Here is a 21,274-nt window from a genome sequence, read left to right on the forward strand (position 1 = left end):
AAAGATCTGAATCATGGACAAGCCCCGTCTCTACTCCGGCATGCAGCCGTCGGCCGAATCGCTGCAGATCGGCAACTACATCGGCGCTCTGCTGAACTGGAAGTCGCTGCAGGAGACGCACGATGCGTTCTTCTCGATCGTCGACCTGCACGCCATCACCGTCGCACAAGACCCGGCCAAGCTGCGGGAGAACACCCGCCGCACCGCAGCGCAGTACATTGCGAGCGGGATCGACCCCGACGCCTCGACGCTCTACGTGCAGTCACACGTTGCCGCGCACGCGCAGCTGGCCTGGGTGCTGAACACCATCACCGGCTTCGGCGAGGCCAGCCGGATGACCCAGTTCAAGGACAAGTCCGCCAAGCAGGGTTCCGACGGCACCACGGTCGGGCTGTTCGCGTACCCGATCCTGATGGCCGCGGACATCCTGCTCTACGACACGGTCGTCGTTCCGGTCGGCGAGGACCAGCGCCAGCACGTCGAACTCACCCGCGATATCGCGGCCCGTTTCAACACGAGATTCGGCGACACGTTCGTGATCCCGGAGGCCTCCATCCAGAAGGAGACCGCCAAGATCTACGACCTGCAGAACCCGCAGTCGAAGATGTCGAAGTCGGCAGAGTCGCACGCCGGCGTGATCTGGGTGCTCGATGAGCCCTCGGTCACCGCCAAGAAGATCATGCGTGCGGTGACGGATGCCGATGGCGGCGTGGCCTTCGACCGGGAGAACAAGCCCGGCGTGGCCAACCTGCTCACGATCTACTCGACCATGGCGGGGCGCACGATCCAGTCTCTCGAGGACGAATTCGCCGGCCGCGGCTACGGGGACCTCAAGAAGGGCCTCGCCGAGGTCGTCACCGGCACCTTCGGTCCCATCCGGGCCCGGGTGATCGAGCTTCTCGACGACCCGGCCGAGCTCGACCGCCTGCTGGCCGTCAACGCCGAGCGGGCGGCATCCGTCGCCGATGCGACGCTCGCGCGTGCGTACGACCGCGTCGGCCTGCTCCCGCCCCGCTGAGCGCCGCAGCCGCACCGCCCCGACTCACGCGCCGACACAACTGTGGCCGATTCGGACAACTGTTGCCGGCTCGCGGGCCGCAATCGTCCGAATCGGCCACAGTTGCCGGTATCGCTCTAACGCGCTGGGCTAGAGGACGTCCTCGTCCACCCAGTCGAGGGACTTGGTGATGGCCTTTTTCCAGTTGCGCAGCAGCCGGTCACGCTCGGCGACGTCGAGCTTCGGCTCCCAGCGTGCGTCCTCCTGCCAGTTCGCGCGGAGCTCGTCGAGGTCGTTCCAGAAGCCGACCGCGAGGCCGGCCGCATACGCCGCGCCCAGCGCGGTCGTCTCGGCGACCACCGGGCGCACCACGGACACGCCGAGGATGTCGGCCTGGAACTGCATCAGCAAGTCGTTGGCCGCGGCGCCGCCGTCGACCTTGAGCTCGGTGAGTGGGACACCGGAGTCGGCGTTGACGGCGTCGAGCACTTCGCGGGACTGGTACGCGATTGCCTCGAGTGCGGCCCGGGCGATGTGGCCCTTGTTCACATAGCCAGTCAGGCCCACCAGGGCGCCCCGGGCATCGGCACGCCAGTACGGCGCGAACAGCCCGGAGAACGCGGGAACGAAGTAGGCGCCGCCGTTGTCCGTGACGGAGAGGGCGAGGGCTTCGATCTCGGAGGCCGAGCCGATGATGCCGAGGTTGTCGCGCAGCCACTGGACGAGCGCGCCGGTGACGGCGATCGACCCCTCGAGCGCGTAGTGCGTCTCGCCGTCGCCGAGCTTGTAGCCCACGGTCGTGAGCAGCCCGTTCTGGGAGTGCACGATCTCGGTGCCGGTGTTGAAGATCAGGAAGTTACCGGTGCCGTAGGTGTTCTTCGCCTCGCCCTGGTCGAACGCGGCCTGGCCGAACGTTGCGGCCTGCTGGTCGCCGAGGATGCCGGCGATCGGGGTCTCGCGAAGCAGGCTGTGTTCGCTCGCGATGCCGTAAACCTCGGAGGAAGACCGGATCTCGGGCAGCATCGACCGGGGCACGTTGAAGGCGGCGAGGATGTCGTCGTCCCATTGCAGGGTTTCGAGGTCCATGAACATTGTGCGGCTCGCGTTGGTGACGTCAGTCGCGTGCACGCCGCCCTCCAGGCCACCGGTGAGGTTCCAGAGCACCCAGGAGTCCGTCGTGCCGAACATCAGCTCGCCGGCATCCGCCTTGGCCCGGGCGCCCTCCACGTTCTCGAGGATCCAGACGATCTTCGTGCCCGAGAAATACGTCGCCAGGGGCAGGCCGACCTGCTTCTTGAAGCGCTCGACACCACCGTCGGCGGCGAGCCGGTCGACGATGGGCTGGGTGCGGGTGTCCTGCCACACGATCGCGTTGTAGACGGGGAGCCCGGTGGTGCGGTCCCAGACCACGGCGGTCTCACGCTGGTTGGTGATGCCGACGGCGTCGATGTCGTGCCGGGTCAGGTTCGCCTTGGACAGTGCCTGCCCGATGACCTCGCGGGTGTTGTTCCAGATCTCCATCGGGTCATGCTCGACCCAGCCGGCACGCGGGAAGATCTGCTCGTGCTCGAGCTGGCCGGTCGAAACGATCGACCCCGCCTTGTCGAAGATGATCGCACGGGAACTGGTCGTCCCCTGGTCGATCGCAATGATGTACTGGGCCATTGAATACTCCTTTGTAGTCGTGCGGTTCAGGTTGGGTGTGGGAATTGCTAGCCGAACGTGCCGCGGCATCCGTCAACGGAGGCCACGGCACTGGTTCCCTGGTTAGGCCAGGATGGGCAGGAGTGCGGTGGACAGGAGTCCGGCGAGCACGCCGCCGATGATGGGGCCGAGCACCGGAACCCAGGAGTATGACCAGTCCGAGGAACCCTTGCCCTTGATCGGCAGGATGAAGTGCGCGATTCGCGGACCGAGGTCACGGGCGGGGTTGATCGCGTAGCCGGTCGGCCCGCCGAGGGAGGTGCCGATCACGATGACGAGCAGGGCAACCGGGAGCGGGCCGAGCGCGGCAAGCCCGCCGTTGACACCCTGGCGGCCACCGCCGAAGGCGATGATCACGAACACCAGCACGAACGTGCCGATGATCTCGGTAAGAAGGTTCCAGCCGTACGAACGGATGGCCGGACCGGTGGAGAAGACACCGAGCTTGTTCGCCGGGTTCGGTTCCTGGTCGAAGTGCTGCTTGTACGCCAGCCAGCAGAAGACGGCGCCGATGATGGCTCCAAGCAGCTGCGCCCCGATGTAGGTCAGCACCGACAGGAAGTTCACCGGGACCCCGGAGCCGAATTCAGTGGCGCCGGATGCGACCAGGCCGAGGGTCACGGCGGGGTTCAGGTGCGCCCCCGAGTTGTAGGACACGATGACGCCGGAGAAGACCGCGAGGCCCCACCCGACCGTCACCATCAGGAAACCGCCGCCCAGGCCCTTGTTCTTGGCCAGGGCCACGTTGGCCACCACCCCACAACCAAGGAGGACCAGCAAGGCCGTGCCCACCAGCTCCGAAAGAAAAACGATACCGAGATTGTCCACATTGACACCCTTGTTCAGTGAAGCCGAGTTGTAACCGATGGTCGTGCAGCTGAGGTTCCGCCGATATACAGCGAAAACGAATCGTGAGAAACCTATCGGCCTGATGCACTAATCGGTGCGTTCCGCCGTGCACGTTCGTGCAGATCGCGGGCTAGGCGAGCGAAGCGGATGCCTCGCCGACGCCGGAGAGGTCCACACCGTGCAGGTCGCGCAGCACGTCGACGGCGAGGTCGAGCTCGAAAGCGCGACGTGCGGAATCCCAGCCCAGCACGGGAGCGAGGACTCCGGCGAGTTCTTCGAGCAGCGCCAGGCTGAGCTCACCACGGAAGGCCATGCTCGTGCGTCGCAGAACGAGGTCGGTCAGGTGCACCACAGATTCTGTGGCCGCGAGGAACTCGATCTCCCGACGGGAGTAATCGGCGTGGTGTTCCAGCGCTGCGTCCGGTTCCGCGGTGATGAAGTCGATCACGTCGACCGCGCGGGTGCCGTAGCGGGTCAACAGCTGGTCGGCCCTCGAGGCGCCGACCTCGTCGCCGTTCGCGGCGATCCAGACCCGGTGCGCGGCATCCGTGGCCGGGAAATTGCGCCCGCCGCCGATGGGAAGGCCGGCCGTCGACACGACCCGGGTGCGGCCGAGCAGGGTGAGGATGTCGCCGCTCAGGTGCTCGGCGAGGGCCCGGAACGTCGTCCACTTGCCGCCGACGAGGCTGAGAAGTGTGCCCGGTCGGGCACCGAGCGGACGGGACTCGATGCGGTAGTCGCGGGAGACGAACCCCGGTGCCTCGTCGTCGTGCCGCGGCAGCGGACGCACACCGGCGAACCGGAAGACGATCTCTGAGCGGTCGACGGCCACATCCGGGAAAACGTGCTTGACGAGATCGAAGAAGTAGTCGACCTCGTCCTCAGTGCAGCGCGCGGGCTGGGTCATATCGTGTTCGAGGTCGGTGGTGCCGACCAGCACCCGGCCCGCAAGCGGGAAGATCAACACGATGCGGCCGTCCTTGTGCTCGAAGAAGATCTCTCGGCCACCCGTGGCCGCGAGAAGCTCCAGGTTGTCGAGCACGATGTGCGACCCCTTGGTGCCGCCCATGTACGTGCTGGTCTGACCGAGGGCCGTGTTCGTGAGGTCGGTCCAGGGACCGGACGTGTTCACGACGATGTCGGCCTGGAAGCTGAATTCGGCGCCGGTGACCGCGTTCCGAAGACGCACGCCCGCGGCATCCATGCCGATGGCCTCGATGTAGTTGGCGCTGCGCGCGTGCGCGCCGGCGGCCAGGCCGTCGGCCAGCACGTCGAGCGCGAGGCGCTCGGGGTCGTGCATGGAGGCGTCGAAGTAGGTGGCCGTGTACTTGAGGCCCGGGTTGAGGCGCGGCAGCAGTCTGAGCGATGCCTTCCTGCCGAGGAACTCGTGCCGGGGCACCGTGCCGCCGTCGCGGGAGAAGGAGTCGTAGAGCATCATGCCGATCTTGATCAGCAGGGCGCCACGTTCCTGGGCCGCACCCTGGCGGTGAGTGAGAAAGCGCATCGGCGCCGACATCACCCCGGAGAAGGTGGAGTAGATCGGAATAGTCGTCTTCAGGGGCTTGACGTAGTGCGGGGCGATCTTCAGCAGGCTGTTGCGTTCCTCGACCGACTCCTTGACCAGGCGGAATTCCCCGTTCTCGAGGTAGCGCACACCACCGTGGATCATGTGCGAGGAGGCCGACGAGGCGCCGGAGACGTAGTCGCCCTTGTCGACGATCGCGACGTCGACACCCTGCATCGCCAGGTCGCGGAAGGTCGCGATGCCGTTAATTCCGGCTCCGATGATGAGCACCTGGGCCCGGGGGAGTTCCTGCAGGGCGGCCTGGGCGGCGGCTCCGGACAGCGGCCGGGCGGAGGATGACTGATCGGGAGTTGACGGCACTGATTCGCTCACTTCTTTGCGGCTGGGAAACTATACGGGACGGGAAACTTCTCCTACCCTGCTAAGTTCTACACAAACGGTCAAGAGCTGTGAACATATGTGCAAGGAGTCTCCGTGATCCATCCGAATGATCCGCCCCTGTCCGACCGCACCACGGACGCCCTCACTGCGGCGCAACTGTATTACGTGCAGGACCTCACCATGGAGGCCATCGCGCAGGAGCTGCACACCTCCCGTTCGTCGGTGTCCCGCCTGCTCAGCCAGGCCAGGGCCAGCGGGCTGGTCGACATCCAGATCCGCTCTCCGCTCGACGCTCCCAGCCGGGTCGAGAAGCTCATCCTGGACCGGTTCCAGGTCACCGCGCACGTTCTGCCGGTGCCCGACTATGCCAGCGACGTCGACAGGCTGGAGCGAGTGGCCCTGTCCGTTGCACGGATTCTCGGCGAATTCTTCGACTCCAACATGATCATGGGCATCGCCTGGGGCTCCACGATGAATGCCGTCAGCCGCCACCTGACGCCGAAGCGCACCCACAACGCGCAGATCGTGCAGTTGAACGGCGCCGGAAACACCCGCAGCACGGGCCTCGACTACGCCAATGAGATCCTGCGGCGATTCAGCAACGCGTTCGACGCCCGCCTGGAACAGTTCCCGGTTCCCACCTTCTTCGACGACCCGGCCACACGCACGGCCTATTGGCGTGAACGCGGCCTGCGCCGGTTGCTGGAAATGCAGGGCAACATGGATGTCGCGCTCTTCAGCGTGGGATCGCCCTTCTCCATGGTTCCCAGCCACGTGTACGTCGGCGGCTACCTCGACGACGAGGAGTTCACGGCGCTCAGCGATGCCGGGGTCGTCGGCGACGTTGCGACGGTCTTCTACCGCGCGGACGGCTCGACCGACGGCATCCCGCTCAACGACCGCGGGACCGGACCGGAACTGTCGGTGCTGCGCCGCACCCCGCGGCGCATCTGCGTTGTCGCAGGCACGTCCAAGGTGGACAGCCTGCGCGGCGCGCTGGCCGCCGGCCTCATCACCGACCTGTTCATCGACGAGGGCACCGCCCGCGCCCTGGTCGGGTCGTAAGAAAACGTCCAAATCCTGCACAGGGCCAGGAGGGAATTATCCGGGAGTGGTGGCGTTGGGCTATAACTAGAAGCAAGAAACGTGCTCCGGGGTCGGTGTAAATCCGAACCGGCGGTGAAAGTCCGCGACCCGTTCCGCTCCAGGGTGAAACGGTTGAGCTGGTGAAATTCCAGCACCGACGGTTAAAGTCCGGATGAGAGGCGCACGATTCGGTTGGACCTTCGGGGCCCGCCGAAGGATTATGGCGTACGCGTATCCACAATCCACCCCCGGAGTTCGTTGCAGAAACGAATGAGGCGGGAATGATCCAGGACACCGAGCGTGACGTCCTCATGCGGCGCGCCCTCTCCCTCGCCGCCAACGGCCCGGCGACCGGGCTGAACCCGCGGGTCGGCTGCGTCATCGTCGACCCGGACGGTGTCGTACTGGCCGAAGGCTGGCACCGCGGCGCCGGTACTGCCCACGCCGAGGTCGACGCCCTGTCGCACCTCCCGGCCGGGTCCGCCCGCGGCGCGACCGTCATCGTCACCCTCGAACCGTGCAACCACACCGGCCGCACCGGCCCCTGCGCCGTCGCCCTGATCGAAGCGGACGTGAGCCGGGTGATCTTCGCCGTCTCCGATCCCGGCCGCGCGTCGTCCGGCGGCGCAGAGCGACTCCGCGCCGCCGGCGTCGAGGTCGTCGGCGGAGTGCTCGCCGGCGAGGGAGAAGCCTTCCTCGCCGACTGGCTGGTCGCCGCCCGGCTCGGCCGTCCGTTCGTGACGCTCAAGTGGGCCTCGAGCCTCGACGGCCGGACCGCCGCGGCCGACGGCTCGAGCCGCTGGATCACCGGCCCGGATGCCCGCCTCGACGTGCACCGGCGGCGCGCGGCCGCAGGCGCGATCCTCGTCGGCACCGGCACCGTGCTCGCCGACGACCCGGCCCTCACCGCCCGTGCCGCCGACGGAAGCCTGCTCCCGACCCAGCCGGTCCCCGTGGTGATCGGCACCCGCGCGGTGCCCGCGGATGCCACTATCCGGCAGCACCCGCATCCGCCGCTGTTCTACCCCGGCCCCGACCTCAACGAGATCCTCCACGACCTGCACGCCCGCGGCATCCGCAGCGCATTCATCGAGGGCGGACCGGGACTCGCGAGCGCCTTCGTCGGGTCCGGGCTCGTCGACGAATACCTCGTCTACCTCGCTCCGACCCTGCTCGGCGGCGGCCGGCTCGCCGTCGGCGACATCGGCGTGACCGGGATCGACCAGCAGCGCCGGCTCACGGTCGAGGGCATCGAGCGCCTCGGCGAGGACCTGCTCGTGATCGCCCGGCCGCGGGACTTCCCGCACGTGGAAACCGCACACACAGAGACAAGGATCTGACATGTTCACCGGAATCATCGAGGAACTCGGCACCGTCGACCGGGTCGAACACGGCACGGATGCCGTACGCCTGACCGTCCGCGGGCCCCTCGCCGTGTCCGGGGCCGCGATCGGCGACTCGATCTCCGTCAACGGCGTCTGCCTGACCGTCGTGGAGCGCACGCCGGAAACGTTCACCGCCGACGTGATGGCGCAGACCCTGCGGATGTCGACCCTCGCCGAGGCGGGGCCAGGGACCCCGGTCAACCTCGAGCGCGCCGCCCTCGTCGGCGGGCGCCTGGGCGGACACATCGTGCAGGGCCACATCGACGGCACGAGCGAGCTGCTCGCGGTCACCCCGGGCGACGCCTGGCGCGTGCTGCGGTTCAGCCTCTCCCCCGAGCTCGCGCCCCTCGTGACGAACAAGGGCTCGATCGCCGTCGACGGGGTCTCCCTCACGGTCAGCACGATCAGCCCGGCGACCGAACCCGAGCAGTGGTTCGAAGTCTCCCTCATCCCCGAAACCCTCACGGCCACGACGCTCGGAAAACGAACGGTCGGAGAGCACGTCAACATCGAAACCGATATCCTGGCCCGCCACGTCGAGCGCATGCTCGCCCTCGCGGACGCAGGATCACGAAGGAGTCACTCATGAGCCTCGCAGACATCCCCAGCGCGCTCGCGGAACTGCGTCTCGGCAAGCCGGTCATCGTCGCCGACGACGAAGGCAGGGAGAACGAGGGTGACGTGATCATCTCGGGGCAGATGGCCACCCAGGAATGGCTCGCGTGGACCGTGCGCTACTCCTCGGGTTTCATCTGCGCGCCGATGACCAATGAGCTCGCCGACAAGCTCAACCTGCCGATCATGGTGCCGAACAACGAAGACCCCCGCGGCACGAACTACACGATCTCCGTCGACGCCGCCGACCGGCTGAGCACCGGCATCAGCGCCGCAGACCGTGCCCACACCCTGCGCGTGCTCGCCGACCCGGCATCCACCCCGTCGAGCCTGCACCGGCCGGGCCACATCATGCCGCTGCGCGCAAAGGACGGCGGCGTGCGCGAACGCGACGGCCACACCGAGGCCGCCGTCGACCTGATGAAACTCGCCGGGCTCGCCCCCGTCGCGGGAATCTCCGAGATCGTCGGAGAAGACGGCGAGATGATGCGCCTGCCCGGCCTCCTCGAACTCGGCGAACGCGAGGGAGTGCTCGTGATCACGATCGCCGACCTGATCGCCTACCTCGACGAGTTCCACGCGGACTCCGAGCTGCCGACCGCGCACGCCATCCGGGAATCCCCGCGCGTCGACTTCGAGGTCGAGACGACCGTGCCGACCCGGCACGGCGACTTCCAGATCCGGGCATACCGCGATCGGATGACCGGAGCGGACCACGTCGCCCTCGTCTCGGGGACGCCCCGGGACGGCGCCCTCGTGCGGGTGCACTCCGAGTGCCTCACCGGGGAGGCCTTCGGCTCGCTCAAGTGCGAGTGCGGACCGCAGCTCGACGCGGCTCTCGAAACCATCCAGGCAGAGGGCGGCATCGTGATCTACCTGCGCGGCCAGGAGGGTCGTGGCATCGGCCTGATCAACAAGCTGCGGGCATACAAGCTCCAGGAACAGGGCCTCGACACGATCGACGCGAACCTCGCCCTCGGCCTGCCCGCCGACGCCCGCGACTACGGCGCCGCGAGCGCCATCCTCGACCAGATGGGCATCTCCTCGGTGCGCCTGCTCACCAACAACCCCGAGAAGCTCCGCCAGCTCGAAGAGCACGGGGTCACGGTTCTCGAACGCGTTCCGCTGATCGTCGGCGTGGGCATCGACAACCAGGAGTACCTCGCCGTGAAACGAGAACGCATGGGCCACCACCTGGCCGACCGGGACATCCTGAAAGGACTCGCACTATGAGTGGAGCAGGCTCGCCCACGGTCGTCGTCGACGGCACGGGCCTCAACATCGTCATCATCGCCGGCCGCTGGCACGACGTCATCACCGACGGGCTCATCGCCGGCGCCACCCGGGTGCTCGAGGCATCCGGCGCCACGTTCTCGCTCGTGCGCGTGCCGGGCAGCTTCGAGTTGCCGGTCGCTGCGAAGGTCGCTCTCGGGAATGGGGCGGATGCCGTGATCGCGCTCGGTGTGATCATCCGCGGCGGCACCCCGCACTTCGAGTACGTGTCCGCGGCCGCAACGGACGGCCTCACCCGGGTCGCTCTCGACACCGGGAAGCCGGTCGGCTTCGGCGTGCTCACCCTCGACGACGAACAGCAGGGCCTCGACAGGGCCGGCCTGCCCGGTTCCAAGGAGGACAAGGGCGAGGAAGCGGCATCCGCCGCTATCAACACCGCCCAGGTGCTGCGCGCCCTCCGTATGCCGAATTCGTAATACCCGAGATCGGTCACTGGGAGCGGATGCCGAGGGGGCATCCGATCTCACCCTCGGCCCCGGAAACGGAAAGTCCCGATTGGGGGACGGTTCGCCTCAGGATTTGAGTCCGACGAGTCACGGACGTATGGTGCAGAGTGACCGCCACAAGCGGACACCTCCCTCCGGGCAACCCCCGCGCGGGCACGACGCCTGATCGACGCCGGCGCTCCCGCACGGGTCGACACGCCCGCTCACGCCCCCTCACCACGGAATGACTCTCTTCCATGTCCTCATCCACTCTGTCGCATCCGTCAGCCGCCACCCCCGCGCCGCAGGCGCCCACCAACCCCCGCAGCCGCGTCGTGCTCGCGAGCCTCATCGGCACGACGATCGAGTTCTACGACTTCTACGTCTACGCGACCGCGGCGGTGCTCGTCTTCCCGCACCTCTTCTTCCCGACCGGCAATGAGACCACGGCGCTGCTCGCCTCCTTCGCGGTCTTCGGCGCGGCCATGGTCGCCCGTCCCGTCGGCGCCCTCGTTTTCGGGCACTTCGGCGACAAGGTCGGCCGCAAGGCGACCCTCGTCGGCGCGCTGCTCACGATGGGCATCGCGACCTTCCTGATCGGACTGCTGCCGACGTACGCCCAGGTCGGCTGGTTCGCCCCGCTGCTGCTCGTCGTGCTGCGCCTCGCCCAGGGCTTCGCGCTCGGTGGAGAGTGGAGCGGTGCCGCCCTCGTGGCGACGGAGAACGCCCCGAAGGGCAAACGCGCCTGGTACGGGACCTTCCCGCAGGTCGGCGCGCCGATCGGCTTCATCATCGCGAACGGGTTGTTCCTGCTGATCGCCACGCTGCTGCCGAGCGACGACCCCACCCGGCCGTCAACCGCGTTCCTCGAGTGGGCCTGGCGGGTGCCGTTCCTGTTCTCTGCGGTGATGGTCATCATCGGCCTGTGGGTGCGGCTGCGCCTCGTGGAGAGCGACGCCTTCACGAAGGCCGCGCGCACGAACCGGGTGCACAAGCTCCCGCTCGCCGCGGTTTTCAAGTCCAACTGGCGCGAACTGATCCTCGGCACATTCATCATGCTCGCGACCTACGTGCTGTTCTACCTGATGACGACGTTCAGCCTGAGCTACGGCCGTGCGGCGACGACCGCTCCCGTCGCGGGCCTCGGCTACAGCTACACGACCTTCGTGCTGATGATGATCGTCGGCGTGCTGTTCTTCGGCGTGTTCACCCTCGCCTCCGGGCCCTGGGCCGACCGCTTCGGCCGCCGCCGCACCCTGATCTGGGTCACCCTCGCGATCATCGTCTTCGGACTGCTCTTCGTGCCGCTGCTCGGCGCCGGGTTCCTCGGCGTGATGATCTTCCTGATCCTCGGCTTCACCCTGATGGGCATGACGTTCGGGCCGATGGGCGCCCTCCTGCCCGAGCTGTTCCCGACGGCGGTGCGGTACACGGGTTCGGCGTTCGCGTACAACATGAGCTCGATCCTCGGTGCGGCGGTCGCCCCGTTCATCGCAGTCTGGCTCTGGACGCTCGGCGGTGGCAGCCCGTTCTGGGTCGGCGTGTACCTCTCGGTGATGGCGGTCATCACGCTGGTCGCCCTCCTGCTCAGCCGAGAGACCAAGGACGTCGACATCGAGGCGTAGCCGGCCCACTCCCCGGTAACTGTTGCAGTTTCGGACGACTGTGGCTCCTGTACGGGCCGCAATTGTCCGAAGCGGCAACCGTTGCGTATGCCGCTGCGGTTAGGCTCGATTGGTGAGTACCCCGACCAGTGACACCAGCACGCCCGCCGAGACCGCACCATCCACCGGTCCCGCACCGGCACCCAAGCCGCGCAGCCGCCTCGGGCGTCTCGGGCGCAGGGCGGATGCCGCGAACGGCCCGCGCGCGACCTTCGGCCAGCTGCTCCCCTACCTTCTCGAGCACAAGAAGGTGCTCAGTGTCGTCGTCGTGCTGAGCATTCTGGGGGCGCTCGCGAGCCTCGCCCAGCCTCTGCTGGTCAGCCAGGTCATCACCGTCGTGCAACAGAACCAGCCCCTCGGCGCGCTCGTGTGGGGGCTCGTCGCGCTCGTGGTCGTGTCCGGGCTGATCAGCGGCTACCAGCACTACCTGCTGCAGCGCACCGGGGAGGGCGTCGTGCTCTCGAGCCGGCGCAAGCTCATCGGGCGGATGCTGCGCCTCCCGATCAGCGAATTCGACACCCGCCGCACGGGCGACCTCGTCTCCCGGGTCGGCTCGGACACGACCCTGCTGCGCGCCGTGCTCACCCAGGGACTCGTCGAGGCGATCGGCGGGTCGCTCACCTTCCTCGGCGCGCTGATCGCGATGCTCGTGATCGACCCGGTGCTGCTCGGGCTGACCGTGCTCGTGATCGCGGCATCCGTCGTCACGGTCACGCTGCTGTCGCAGCGGATCCGCGTCGCAAGCCGCATGGCCCAGGAGAAGGTCGGCGCCCTCGCCGCGAGCGTCGAGCGGGCGATCAGCGCGATCCGCACCGTACGTGCCTCGAACGCGACAGACCGCGAGATCGCGGCCGTCGACGCCGACGCGACCGGCGCGTACCAGATGGGCCTGGAGGTCGCGAAGATCTCGGCCCTCGTCGTGCCGATCGCCGGCATCGCCATGCAGGTGTCATTCCTCGTCGTGCTCGGCGTCGGCGGCTTCCGGGTCGCGAGCGGCCAGATCACGGTCGCGAACCTGATCGCGTTCATCCTCTTCCTGTTCCTGATGATCCTGCCGCTTGGCCAGGCCTTCGGCGCGATCACCTCGGTCAACTCGGCGCTCGGCGCCCTCGGCCGCATCCAGGAGATCGTCGACCTGCCCGCCGAGGACCAGTTCGACCGCGACCTGTTCCCGCTCGCGATCACCGTAGGCGCCGCCAACGAATCGGTGCGGCCGGACGCCCCCGCGATCTCCTTCGAGAACGTGTTCTTCGGGTATGCGACCCAGGCGTCGACGGCGGATGCCGCGGTGCCCGTCGACGCCGCAGGTGACGGCGTGCCTGGTGCCGGGTCTGGTGCCGGGTCTGGTGCCGGCGGTTCGCCTGCCGGTCTCCCCGCGGACGCCATGCCGAACGCGCTCGTGACGGCCCTCGTCGCTCCCGGCGTGATCGAGGCGATGCTCGCCGAACCCGACCTGGTCGACGCCGACCTCGCCGCCGCCGACCGCGCCGCCGCCGACCGGGCGGCCGTCGACCTGGCGCACGCCGAGCAGGCCGCCGCCCACCTTGCCGCAGCGGAGCACGCCGCCGCGACCATGGCCGCCGCGCGTCCCGCCGCCGCCCTCGCCGCGGAGTCCGCGGCCGCGGCGACCGCCTCCGCCAGGGCCGCCGCGACCTCCGCTGCCTCTGCCGAGGCCGCCGCCGAGGCATCGGCCGCGATGACCGCAGCGGTGTATGCGGCGGCGACCGGGACCGTGTCGATCGCCGCGGTCGCAGCGGCCACGGCGTTTGCCGCCCCGACCCCGGCCCGGGCCGCCGACGCCGAGGTGCCCTGCCTTTCCGCCGCGGACGGCTCCGCGGCCGACGCCCCTGGTACCGTTGTCTCGCCCGATGCGCCCGATGCGCCCGATGCGCCCGCCTCAGCCACTTCGGCTACCTCAGTCGATTCGCCTGCGTCGCCTGCGTCGCCCGCTTCGCCCGCTTCGCGTGCCTCGGCCACTTCGCATGCCTCGGCCAGTTCTGAGACCTCGGATACCGAGGCCGTTGCGTTCGCCGGCACGGCCGCCGGCAGGGCCGCCGCCGGCGCATCCGCGACCGCTCCGACGCCGAGCACGCCGTCCGATCCCGGGCCCGACGACGGTCCGCACACCGCCCCGGCTTTCGGGTCCGCAGATGACACCGGTGCGCCCAGCGTCGACGCCGGTGCGGCCGGCTCAGTCGGCACCGGGATCGATGCCGGCCCGGCCGCTGACCCGTCCGAGCCGCGGCCCGTTCTGCGCGGGGTTTCTTTCAGCGCTCCGCGCGGACTGCGCACCGCGCTCGTCGGCCCGTCCGGCGCCGGGAAGAGCACCATTCTGGCGCTCATCGAACGGTTCTACGACCCGAACGCGGGCGTCGTGCGACTGGGCGGGCTGGACATCCGCACCCTGGATCGCACGGCGCTGCGGTCGCAGATCGGCTACGTCGAGCAGGACGCCCCCGTGCTCGCCGGCTCGCTGCGCGACAACCTCGTGCTCTCGGCGCCGGATGCGACCGACGAGGAGTGCATCGCCGTGCTGCACGCGGTCAACCTCGGCGAGGTGCTCGAGCGCGACCCGGCCGGGCTCGCCGCAGCCGTCGGGGAATCCGGCGTGATGCTCTCCGGCGGGGAGCGCCAGCGGCTCGCGATCGCGCGTGCGCTGCTCGCGGCGCCGCCGATCCTGCTGCTCGACGAGTCGACCTCGAGCCTCGACGGGGTCAACGAGCAGTTGATGAGGGCTGCGATCGACGCCGTCGCCGTCGACCGCACGCTCATCGTGATCGCGCACCGGCTCTCGACCGTCGTCGACTCCGACCAGATCGTGGTGCTCGACCACGGCCAGGTGATCGGGACAGGGACGCACTCCGAGCTCGTCGTCTCGACGCCGCTCTATCGCGAGCTCGCCAAGCACCAGCTGCTCGTCTAACCGCCCGGGGGCTCACGCCCGGTGCCCGCCCTGCCCCCCAGACGAATTCGACGGAGTTTTGCGTTTCCGGCACGTGGGAGGCCGGTTTTGACCCGAAACGCTCGATGTCAAGCTGTGTGGAGTCACGTGGGCTAGCTTTTGACAGTTTCCTTGGGGATGTTGATTCCAACGGTGCCGGCTGGTGCGGGTGTAGTCGGCCGCGAGTGGAATCGTTCCGGGTGGTTCTGGTGGTAGGTCTGCAGTGCCATGTCGCGGATGCGGTGGGCCTGCTTCCAGGAGCCGTCGTGGACTTGCTGGGGCGTGAATAACGCGATGCCGGAATGCTTGTGGGTCGTGTTGTACCAAGGCACGTACTCGGCCAGGTGGTCGCGGGCGGCCTGAAGACTCTCGAACGTTCCGGGGTAGTTGGGCCGGTACTTCATTGTGCGAAATTCAGACTCGGAGAACGGGTTGTCGTTGGACACATAGGGCCGGTTGTGGGTTTTAGTCACCTTGTGCTCGGCGAGGAGATCGGCCAGAGCGCCCGAACGCATCGCGGGCCCGGAATCGGCGTGCACGAACTTGGGGGTGCCGTATTGGTCGAACGCGCTCTGGAACATCTCCACGGCGAGGTGGTCGCTCTCGCGTTCCTCGACCCGCCAGCCGACGATCGTGCGCGAGTAGATATCGATGATGGAATACGCCTTGAACGTTGTGCCCCGCCACGGGCAGCGGAGGTCGGTGATGTCCCAGGACCACACCTGCCCAGGCCCGGTCGCTACCAGCACCGGCTTCTGGCGGGGTGTTCGAGACCCACGCCCGGTGGGCACGACGGGGCGGGTGCTCTGATCGGTGAGGTCGGCGGCGATCCGCCACCAGGACCGGCGCCCGGCGAGCATCACACCCTGGTCCCAGACGCTCGCAAAGGTGTGATCGACGGAATGCCCCGCCGTCCACCCCGTCGTGATCTGTTCCGCGATCACCTTCCGATCCGTCGTGGGGATCCGAGACAAGTACGCGCGGTCTTTCTGCGCGATGGGTTCGGGCACCCGGGCGCGGGGCTTCTGCCGGTACTGCCACGTTGAGCGGGCCACGCCCGCGAGGACCAAAGCGCGGCGTTGCGACCCCGTTAAACGCGTCAGGTCACCGACGAGCGTGTTCTCGAGCTTCAGGAACCGGACGGATCGGATGTCGTCGGGGTGGGTGCGGGCTCTTCCTCGCTCATCGCGTGCAAGAGCCCGATAGCTTTCCCCAGCGTGTTGTTCGTGTCCTCCAACTCGCGCACCCGCGCGCTCAGTTTCGCAACCTCAGCCGCGTGCGCCGCGCGCTCAGCGGCCCGTGATTTCTCCAGCGCCGTGCGCTTACGAGGGGGAACAGTCATAGCCCTACCCTCTCGCGGAACCAGACCCCGGTCCAGATCACCGCCATACACCGCGGCGCTCCACCGCGTCAGCATCGCATGCGAGACCGGCTGTCCCGCTAACCAGGCACCTTTCTGACCATGCGGCTGCCGGTGATACTCATGAACAAACTCGCGGATCTCCACCACAGTGAACCCTGGACTAATCGACATTCCTCTGACTCCTACTGATCGTGAACTGACTCACAACCAGCTTGACGCAGAGGGAAAACCCTAAAAACTCCGTCGAATCGGTTGGGGGTAGCGGAGGGTGAGGAGCTGGAACGGCCGCAGCTCGATGTCGAGAAGCGGGCCCGCTTGCGCGAGCGGAAGTCCGGGTTCTGCCAACCTGCGTTCGAGCAGGTCGGTCGGGTAGGCATCCGCTGCCTCGAAGCGGCGGATGACCCGGGCACGGGCCCGGGTCCCGTGCGCCTCGTAGATGCGCACTACCAGGTCGCCGCTGCGGTCTTCGGCGAGTTTGACCGCCTCGATCACGACGGCGGGGTTGTCGACCTCGAGGAGCGGTTCGATGCTCTCGCTCGCGACACCGGTCACGGTGCGGAGCGGGAGGTTGAGCCGATAGCCCTCGGTGATCGCGTCGGCGATGCTCGCGCCCGGACGCACCGAGACGCGGAAGGCGTGCCGGCCCTGGTCCGCCCCAGGGTCGGGGAAGAGTGCCGCGCGCAGGAGCGACAGCCGCACCGTCGTCGTGGCGCGACCGGCGGCATCCGTCGTGCGGGTCATGTCGTGGCCGTAGGTGGAATCGTTGGCCACCGCGACCCCGTACCCGGGCTCACCGACGTGCACCCAGCGGTGCGCGCAGGTCTCGAAGCGGGCGGTGTCCCAAGAGGTGTTCGCGTGCGTCGGGCGGTAGACGTGCCCGAACTGGATTTCCGAGGCGGCCCGTTCGGCGTGCACGTCGAACGGGAACTCGATCTTCAGGAGCTTCTGGCGTTCGTGCCAGTCCACGTCGAAGCCGAGGTCGAGCGCCGGGGAGCCGGCGGCAAGGGTGATGTCCTGCACGAGTCGGGAGCCGCCGAACTCCCGGGTCACCCGCACGCCGACCCGGGCGGTCGTGTCGGTTACGACCTCGACGGACACGGCGGCGTCGAGCGGGACGGTCGTGCGCTTGTAGTGGGCGTCGATGTCCCAGGCGTCCCACTGGGTGGGTGTGTCGCGGTGCAGCAGCAGCCGGTTGCCGCGAGTGCCCGACGGGATGAGTTCCCGGTCGGCGCGGAGGTCGCGCAGGGAGGTAATGAGTCCGTCGGCGTCGATCGAGACGCTGACGAGGGCGTTCGCGAGCACGAGCAGGCCGGACGCCGTGCGGGCCACAGTCGCGGGGGCATCCGCTGGGCCGGTGTCGTTTCTGATCGTCGCTCCCCGACCGGCACCGAGGGCGGGCACACCGGACAGGGCGTACGGGCCCGCGTTGAGTGCCACGGTTCGGTCGCCGGCGCCGCAGAGTGCGGTGACGGATGCCGCGACGAGCGCGCCGAGGTCGCGTTCGACCTCCGCGTAGCGGCGTTCGGCCTCCTGGTGCACCCAGGCGATCGAGGAGCCGGGCAGGATGTCGTGGAACTGCTGGAGCAGCACGGTCTGCCAAGCCCGCTCGAGCGCGTCGTACGGGTAGGCGGCCCCGGTGCGGATGCTCGCGGACGCCGCCCAGAGCTCGGCCTCCCGCAGCAGGTGTTCGCTGCGCCGGTTGCCGCGTTTGGTCCGGGCCTGCGACGTGTACGCGCCGCGGTGGAACTCGAGGTAGAGCTCACCCGACCAGATCGGCGCCTCCGGGTACTCGGCCTCTGCGGCCTCGAAGAACCGTCGCGGGGTGGAGAGCTCGACCGTCGGCGACCCCTCGAGCGAGGCGGTCCGGCGGGCGGCGGCGATCATCTCTGCCGTGGGCCCGCCCCCGCCGTCGCCCCAGCCGAACGGGACGAGCGAGGTGTTGGCCATGCCCTTCTCGGAATACTGGGTCTCTGCGCGGGCGAGATCCGCGCCCGAGAGGTCGGAACTGTAGGTGTCGACGGGCGGGAAGTGCGTGAAGATGCGCGTGCCGTCGATGCCCTCCCAACGGAAGGAGTGGTGCGGCATCGGGTTCGTCTCGTTCCAGGACGACTTCTGGGTGAGGAACCAGCGCGACCCCGCCGCCGCGATGATCTGCGGGAGCGCCGCGGAATAGCCGAACGAGTCCGGCAACCAGACCTCGAGCGGCTCGATCCCGAACTCCTCGAGGAAGAACCGTTTGCCGGCGACGAACTGCCTGGCGAGGGATTCCCCGCCGGGCATATTCGTGTCCGACTCGACCCACATCCCGCCGACAGGCACGAAAGCACCCGCAGCGACCTGGGCGCGCACCCGCTCGAAGAGCTCGGGGTAGTACTCCTTGAGCCAGGCATACTGCTGGGCGGATGACGCGGCGAACGTGAATCCCGGATGCTCCTCGGCCAGGGCCAGCACGTTCGAGAACGTTCGGGCGACCTTGCGCACGGTCTCCCGCACCGGCCAGAGCCAGGCGCTGTCGATGTGGGCGTGCCCGACAGCGTGCACCCGGTGCGCGCTCGCGGCGGCGGGCTGCGCGAGCGCGGGGGCGAGCACGGCCCGGCCTCGCGCGGCCGATCCGGAGACATCATCCGGGTCGAGCACGTCGAGGCAGCGCTCGAGGGCGCGCAGGATCCCGGCAGCGCGCGTCGACCCGTGCGGCAGGGCCCGGCGCAGCCCGTCGAGGGCGAGGACGTCCTGCAGCAACTCCCAGACCTCGTCGTCGCGGAGCGCGAGGTCGAGGTGTCGCAGCCGATAGAGCGGTTCGGTGCCGGCCGTGGCCGGGTCGCCGTTCCGGGTCGGCACGAACGTGAAGCCTGCGGTGACGTCGGGGTTGGCGGCCGCCTCGACGTAGAAGTCGACGGATGCCGGGGCGCCCGTCTCGTCCAACGGTCGCGGTACCAGCGGCGTAAGCGGCAGAGAGCGGTTGCGCGGTGCGATTCCCTTGATTACGGCACCGCCTGCGGTCCAGGCGATGCCCTCGGCCTGGAATCCCGGCATCGTGTCGGTGAAGCCGAGGTCGACGACCGCCTCGATGCGGGTACCGGGCTGCCCGGCCCAGTCCGCGGGGATCAGGCGCGTCGCGTGGAACCAGACCGTTCCCCAGGGGCGGCCCCAGGCCTCGCCGGGGGCAAACGGCGTGTAGGACTGCCGCACGGCCTCGGCGAAGGTCGCAGGGGCATCCGTCACCGGAGCCGTCGAAGCCCAGGCCGAGACCTGCAGCGGCACGGCCGCGCGGTACACGGCCGGCCGCAGCCGTTCGCGGAGGAACCGGTCGATGCGCTTCTGGATCAGTGCGGCCTCGTCGTCCATGCCAGCATCCTACGACCGCCCCCGGGGGCGAACTCAGGAAATCCGCACCGGTCCGACGGAGCTGCCGCACTGTTCCGCGGCCCCGCCTGCGCATCCCGGCAGATCTTCTGAGTAGCCCCCGCGCGGTCGCGGTGACGCCGAGCACGCGCGGGGAACACGGACTCGGTCAGCCCAGGTGCACGATCTCGGGGGCGCCGACGAGGTCCGCCTTGGAGTGCTTGATCATGAAGAACGAGATCGGGGCGGCGAGCAGGATCAGCCCGGCCGCCCAGAGGAACGCGATCGAATACCCGCTCACGAACGCGTCGAGCTGAACGGTCGGCGTCGCCGGGTTCGAGGCCAGGTAGCTCGAGATCGCAGCCGTGTACAGGGCGGTGAACAGGGCGGTGCCGATCGACCCGCCGATCTGCTGCGTCGCGGACACCGCGGCGCTGGCCACGCCGGCGTCGTGCGCGTCGATGCCGGCGAGGGCGACGTTCTGCAGCGGCACGAAGATGCATGCGAGTCCGATGCCGAGGAGGATGACTCACGGTAGCACCCTCAGCGCGTAGGCGTCCTCGACGGTGACGAACGACAGCCAGGCCAGGCCGGCCGCCGCGATTACCGGGCCGATCGTCAGGGGCAGGCGCACGCCGACCTTCGGCAGGATGCCGGAGAGCGCGGTCGCGCAGACCATGATGGTTGCCGTCATCGGGAGCGAGGCGAGCCCGGAGCGGAGGGGCGAGTAGCCGAGCACGATCTGGAAGTACAGGGTGAGGAAGAACAGGCCGCCGAGGAGGCTCGCGCCGGTGAGCAGCGAAACCAGGAAGGCGCCGCCGCGGACCCGGTCAGTGACGACCCGGAGCGGCAGCAGCGGGTTCATCGCCCGGGCCTCGACGATGACGAAGGCCACGAGGAGCACGACGCCGAGGGCGAGGAACCCGATCGTTTCGACCCGCCCCCAGCCGTTCTCGGCCTGGCTGAAGCCGTAGACGAGTGAGGCGAGGCCGGTGACGATGAGGATCACGCCGGGCAGGTCATAGCGGGTGTTTCCGTGCGCGCGGCTCTCCTGCATCAGCGGGATCGCGGCAAGGATCGCGACGAGGGCGATCGGCACGTTGACGAGCAGGCACCAGTTCCAGCTGGTGAACTCGGTGAGCACCCCGCCGAGCACGAGGCCGACGGCCGCGCCGCCGCCACCGATCGCGCCGTAGACGGCGAAGGCCTTGATCCGGTCCTTGCCGCCGGGGAAGGTGATCGTGAGGATCGCGAGCGAGGCCGGGGCGAGCAGGGCGGCGAATGCACCCTGAAGGCCGCGGGAGATCAGTAGCTGGGTGGTGGTGTCTGCGAGGCCGCCGACCATGGATGCCAGCGCGAAGCCGGCCATCCCGACGAGGAAGGAGCGCTTGCGGCCCCAGTAGTCGGCGATGCGGCCGCCGAGTAGCAGCAGCGAGCCGAAGGCGAGCGCGTAGATCGTGACGACCCAGGTGCGGTCGCCGTCGCTCATGCCGAGGGCGAGCTGCGCCTTCGGCAGGGCGATGTTGACAATGGTCCCGTCGAGCACGACCATGAGCTGGGCCAGTGCCAGCACGGCGAGGAGCCACCAGCGGCGCGGGTGCGCGGCGGGATCGGACAGGGGCGGGGAAGAGACGGAGACAGCAGGAGCGGTAGAACTCATCGAGACAGAAATCCTATTCAAACGAACTAGTTGGTTGGGATAGG

Annotated in this window: 16 protein-coding genes and 1 riboswitch; of the genes, 8 read left to right on the forward strand and 8 right to left on the reverse strand. The window is 68.7% G+C overall.

The window, feature by feature from the left end; all coding sequences use genetic code 11:
* Positions 1–13 precede the first annotated feature (13 nt).
* Positions 14–1,018: a tryptophan--tRNA ligase gene (trpS, locus tag RCH22_RS13170; RefSeq protein ID WP_327014344.1), complete on the forward strand. Its 1,005-nt coding sequence runs from the start codon at positions 14–16 to the stop codon at positions 1,016–1,018.
* A 129-nt stretch (positions 1,019–1,147) separates the two neighbouring features.
* Here trpS and glpK read toward each other — a convergent pair whose 3' ends face one another.
* From glpK to RCH22_RS13185, 3 genes are all read right to left on the reverse strand, one after another.
* Positions 1,148–2,662, reverse strand: a complete 1,515-nt coding sequence (gene glpK, locus RCH22_RS13175) for a glycerol kinase GlpK (RefSeq protein WP_327014345.1) — start codon at positions 2,660–2,662, stop codon at positions 1,148–1,150.
* A 102-nt stretch (positions 2,663–2,764) separates the two neighbouring features.
* Positions 2,765–3,529, reverse strand: coding sequence for an MIP/aquaporin family protein (locus tag RCH22_RS13180; protein WP_327014346.1), 765 nt, complete (start codon positions 3,527–3,529; stop codon positions 2,765–2,767).
* A gap of 151 nt (positions 3,530–3,680) precedes the next feature.
* Complete coding sequence (locus RCH22_RS13185) at positions 3,681–5,396, reverse strand: glycerol-3-phosphate dehydrogenase/oxidase (protein ID WP_327015530.1); 1,716 nt, start codon at positions 5,394–5,396, stop codon at positions 3,681–3,683.
* A gap of 153 nt (positions 5,397–5,549) precedes the next feature.
* On the opposite strand from RCH22_RS13185, the gene RCH22_RS13190 reads away from it, so the two are divergent.
* The 7 genes from RCH22_RS13190 to RCH22_RS13220 all read left to right on the forward strand — a co-directional run bounded on the left by RCH22_RS13190 (position 5,550) and on the right by RCH22_RS13220 (position 14,847).
* Complete coding sequence (locus RCH22_RS13190; protein WP_327014347.1) at positions 5,550–6,521, forward strand: sugar-binding domain-containing protein; 972 nt, start codon at positions 5,550–5,552, stop codon at positions 6,519–6,521.
* Between the two features lie 78 nt (positions 6,522–6,599).
* A riboswitch (FMN riboswitch) is annotated at positions 6,600–6,730 on the forward strand.
* Positions 6,731–6,823: 93 nt separating this feature from the next.
* Positions 6,824–7,882, forward strand: a complete 1,059-nt coding sequence (ribD, locus tag RCH22_RS13195; RefSeq protein WP_323510930.1) for a bifunctional diaminohydroxyphosphoribosylaminopyrimidine deaminase/5-amino-6-(5-phosphoribosylamino)uracil reductase RibD — start codon at positions 6,824–6,826, stop codon at positions 7,880–7,882.
* A 1-nt stretch (position 7,883) separates the two neighbouring features.
* On the forward strand, positions 7,884–8,516 hold the full coding sequence (locus tag RCH22_RS13200; protein ID WP_327014348.1) for a riboflavin synthase: 633 nt from the start codon (positions 7,884–7,886) through the stop codon (positions 8,514–8,516).
* Positions 8,513–9,775, forward strand: a complete 1,263-nt coding sequence (gene ribA / locus RCH22_RS13205) for a GTP cyclohydrolase II (RefSeq protein WP_327014349.1) — start codon at positions 8,513–8,515, stop codon at positions 9,773–9,775. Before RCH22_RS13200 ends, ribA begins: the two co-directional genes overlap by 4 nt.
* Positions 9,772–10,251: a 6,7-dimethyl-8-ribityllumazine synthase gene (gene ribH, locus RCH22_RS13210; RefSeq protein WP_327014350.1), complete on the forward strand. Its 480-nt coding sequence runs from the start codon at positions 9,772–9,774 to the stop codon at positions 10,249–10,251. Before ribA ends, ribH begins: the two co-directional genes overlap by 4 nt.
* A gap of 266 nt (positions 10,252–10,517) precedes the next feature.
* Positions 10,518–11,885: an MFS transporter gene (locus RCH22_RS13215; RefSeq protein WP_327014351.1), complete on the forward strand. Its 1,368-nt coding sequence runs from the start codon at positions 10,518–10,520 to the stop codon at positions 11,883–11,885.
* 259 nt (positions 11,886–12,144) lie between these two features.
* The gene (locus tag RCH22_RS13220; protein ID WP_327015531.1) at positions 12,145–14,847 is read left to right on the forward strand and encodes an ABC transporter ATP-binding protein; all 2,703 of its coding nucleotides are present in this window, start codon (positions 12,145–12,147) and stop codon (positions 14,845–14,847) included.
* A 131-nt stretch (positions 14,848–14,978) separates the two neighbouring features.
* Here RCH22_RS13220 and RCH22_RS13225 read toward each other — a convergent pair whose 3' ends face one another.
* The 5 genes from RCH22_RS13225 to RCH22_RS13245 form a co-directional block, all read right to left on the reverse strand.
* Positions 14,979–15,920, reverse strand: a complete 942-nt coding sequence (locus RCH22_RS13225; RefSeq protein WP_327012585.1) for a DDE-type integrase/transposase/recombinase — start codon at positions 15,918–15,920, stop codon at positions 14,979–14,981.
* A gap of 74 nt (positions 15,921–15,994) precedes the next feature.
* Positions 15,995–16,207: a hypothetical protein gene (locus RCH22_RS13230; protein ID WP_327012584.1), complete on the reverse strand. Its 213-nt coding sequence runs from the start codon at positions 16,205–16,207 to the stop codon at positions 15,995–15,997.
* A gap of 252 nt (positions 16,208–16,459) precedes the next feature.
* The gene (locus RCH22_RS13235; RefSeq protein ID WP_327014352.1) at positions 16,460–19,573 is read right to left on the reverse strand and encodes a glycoside hydrolase family 38 C-terminal domain-containing protein; all 3,114 of its coding nucleotides are present in this window, start codon (positions 19,571–19,573) and stop codon (positions 16,460–16,462) included.
* Between the two features lie 166 nt (positions 19,574–19,739).
* A complete protein-coding gene (locus RCH22_RS13240) occupies positions 19,740–20,063 on the reverse strand; it encodes a hypothetical protein (RefSeq protein ID WP_327014353.1) in 324 nt (107 codons plus the stop codon).
* A gap of 36 nt (positions 20,064–20,099) precedes the next feature.
* Positions 20,100–21,230 carry an MFS transporter gene (locus RCH22_RS13245; protein ID WP_327014354.1) on the reverse strand — a complete coding sequence of 377 codons (1,131 nt, stop codon included), beginning with the start codon at positions 21,228–21,230 and terminating at the stop codon, positions 20,100–20,102.
* Between the last annotated feature and the right edge of the window lie 44 nt (positions 21,231–21,274).

Source organism: Cryobacterium sp. GrIS_2_6 (assembly GCF_035984545.1).
Taxonomy (GTDB): Bacteria; Actinomycetota; Actinomycetes; order Actinomycetales; family Microbacteriaceae; genus Cryobacterium.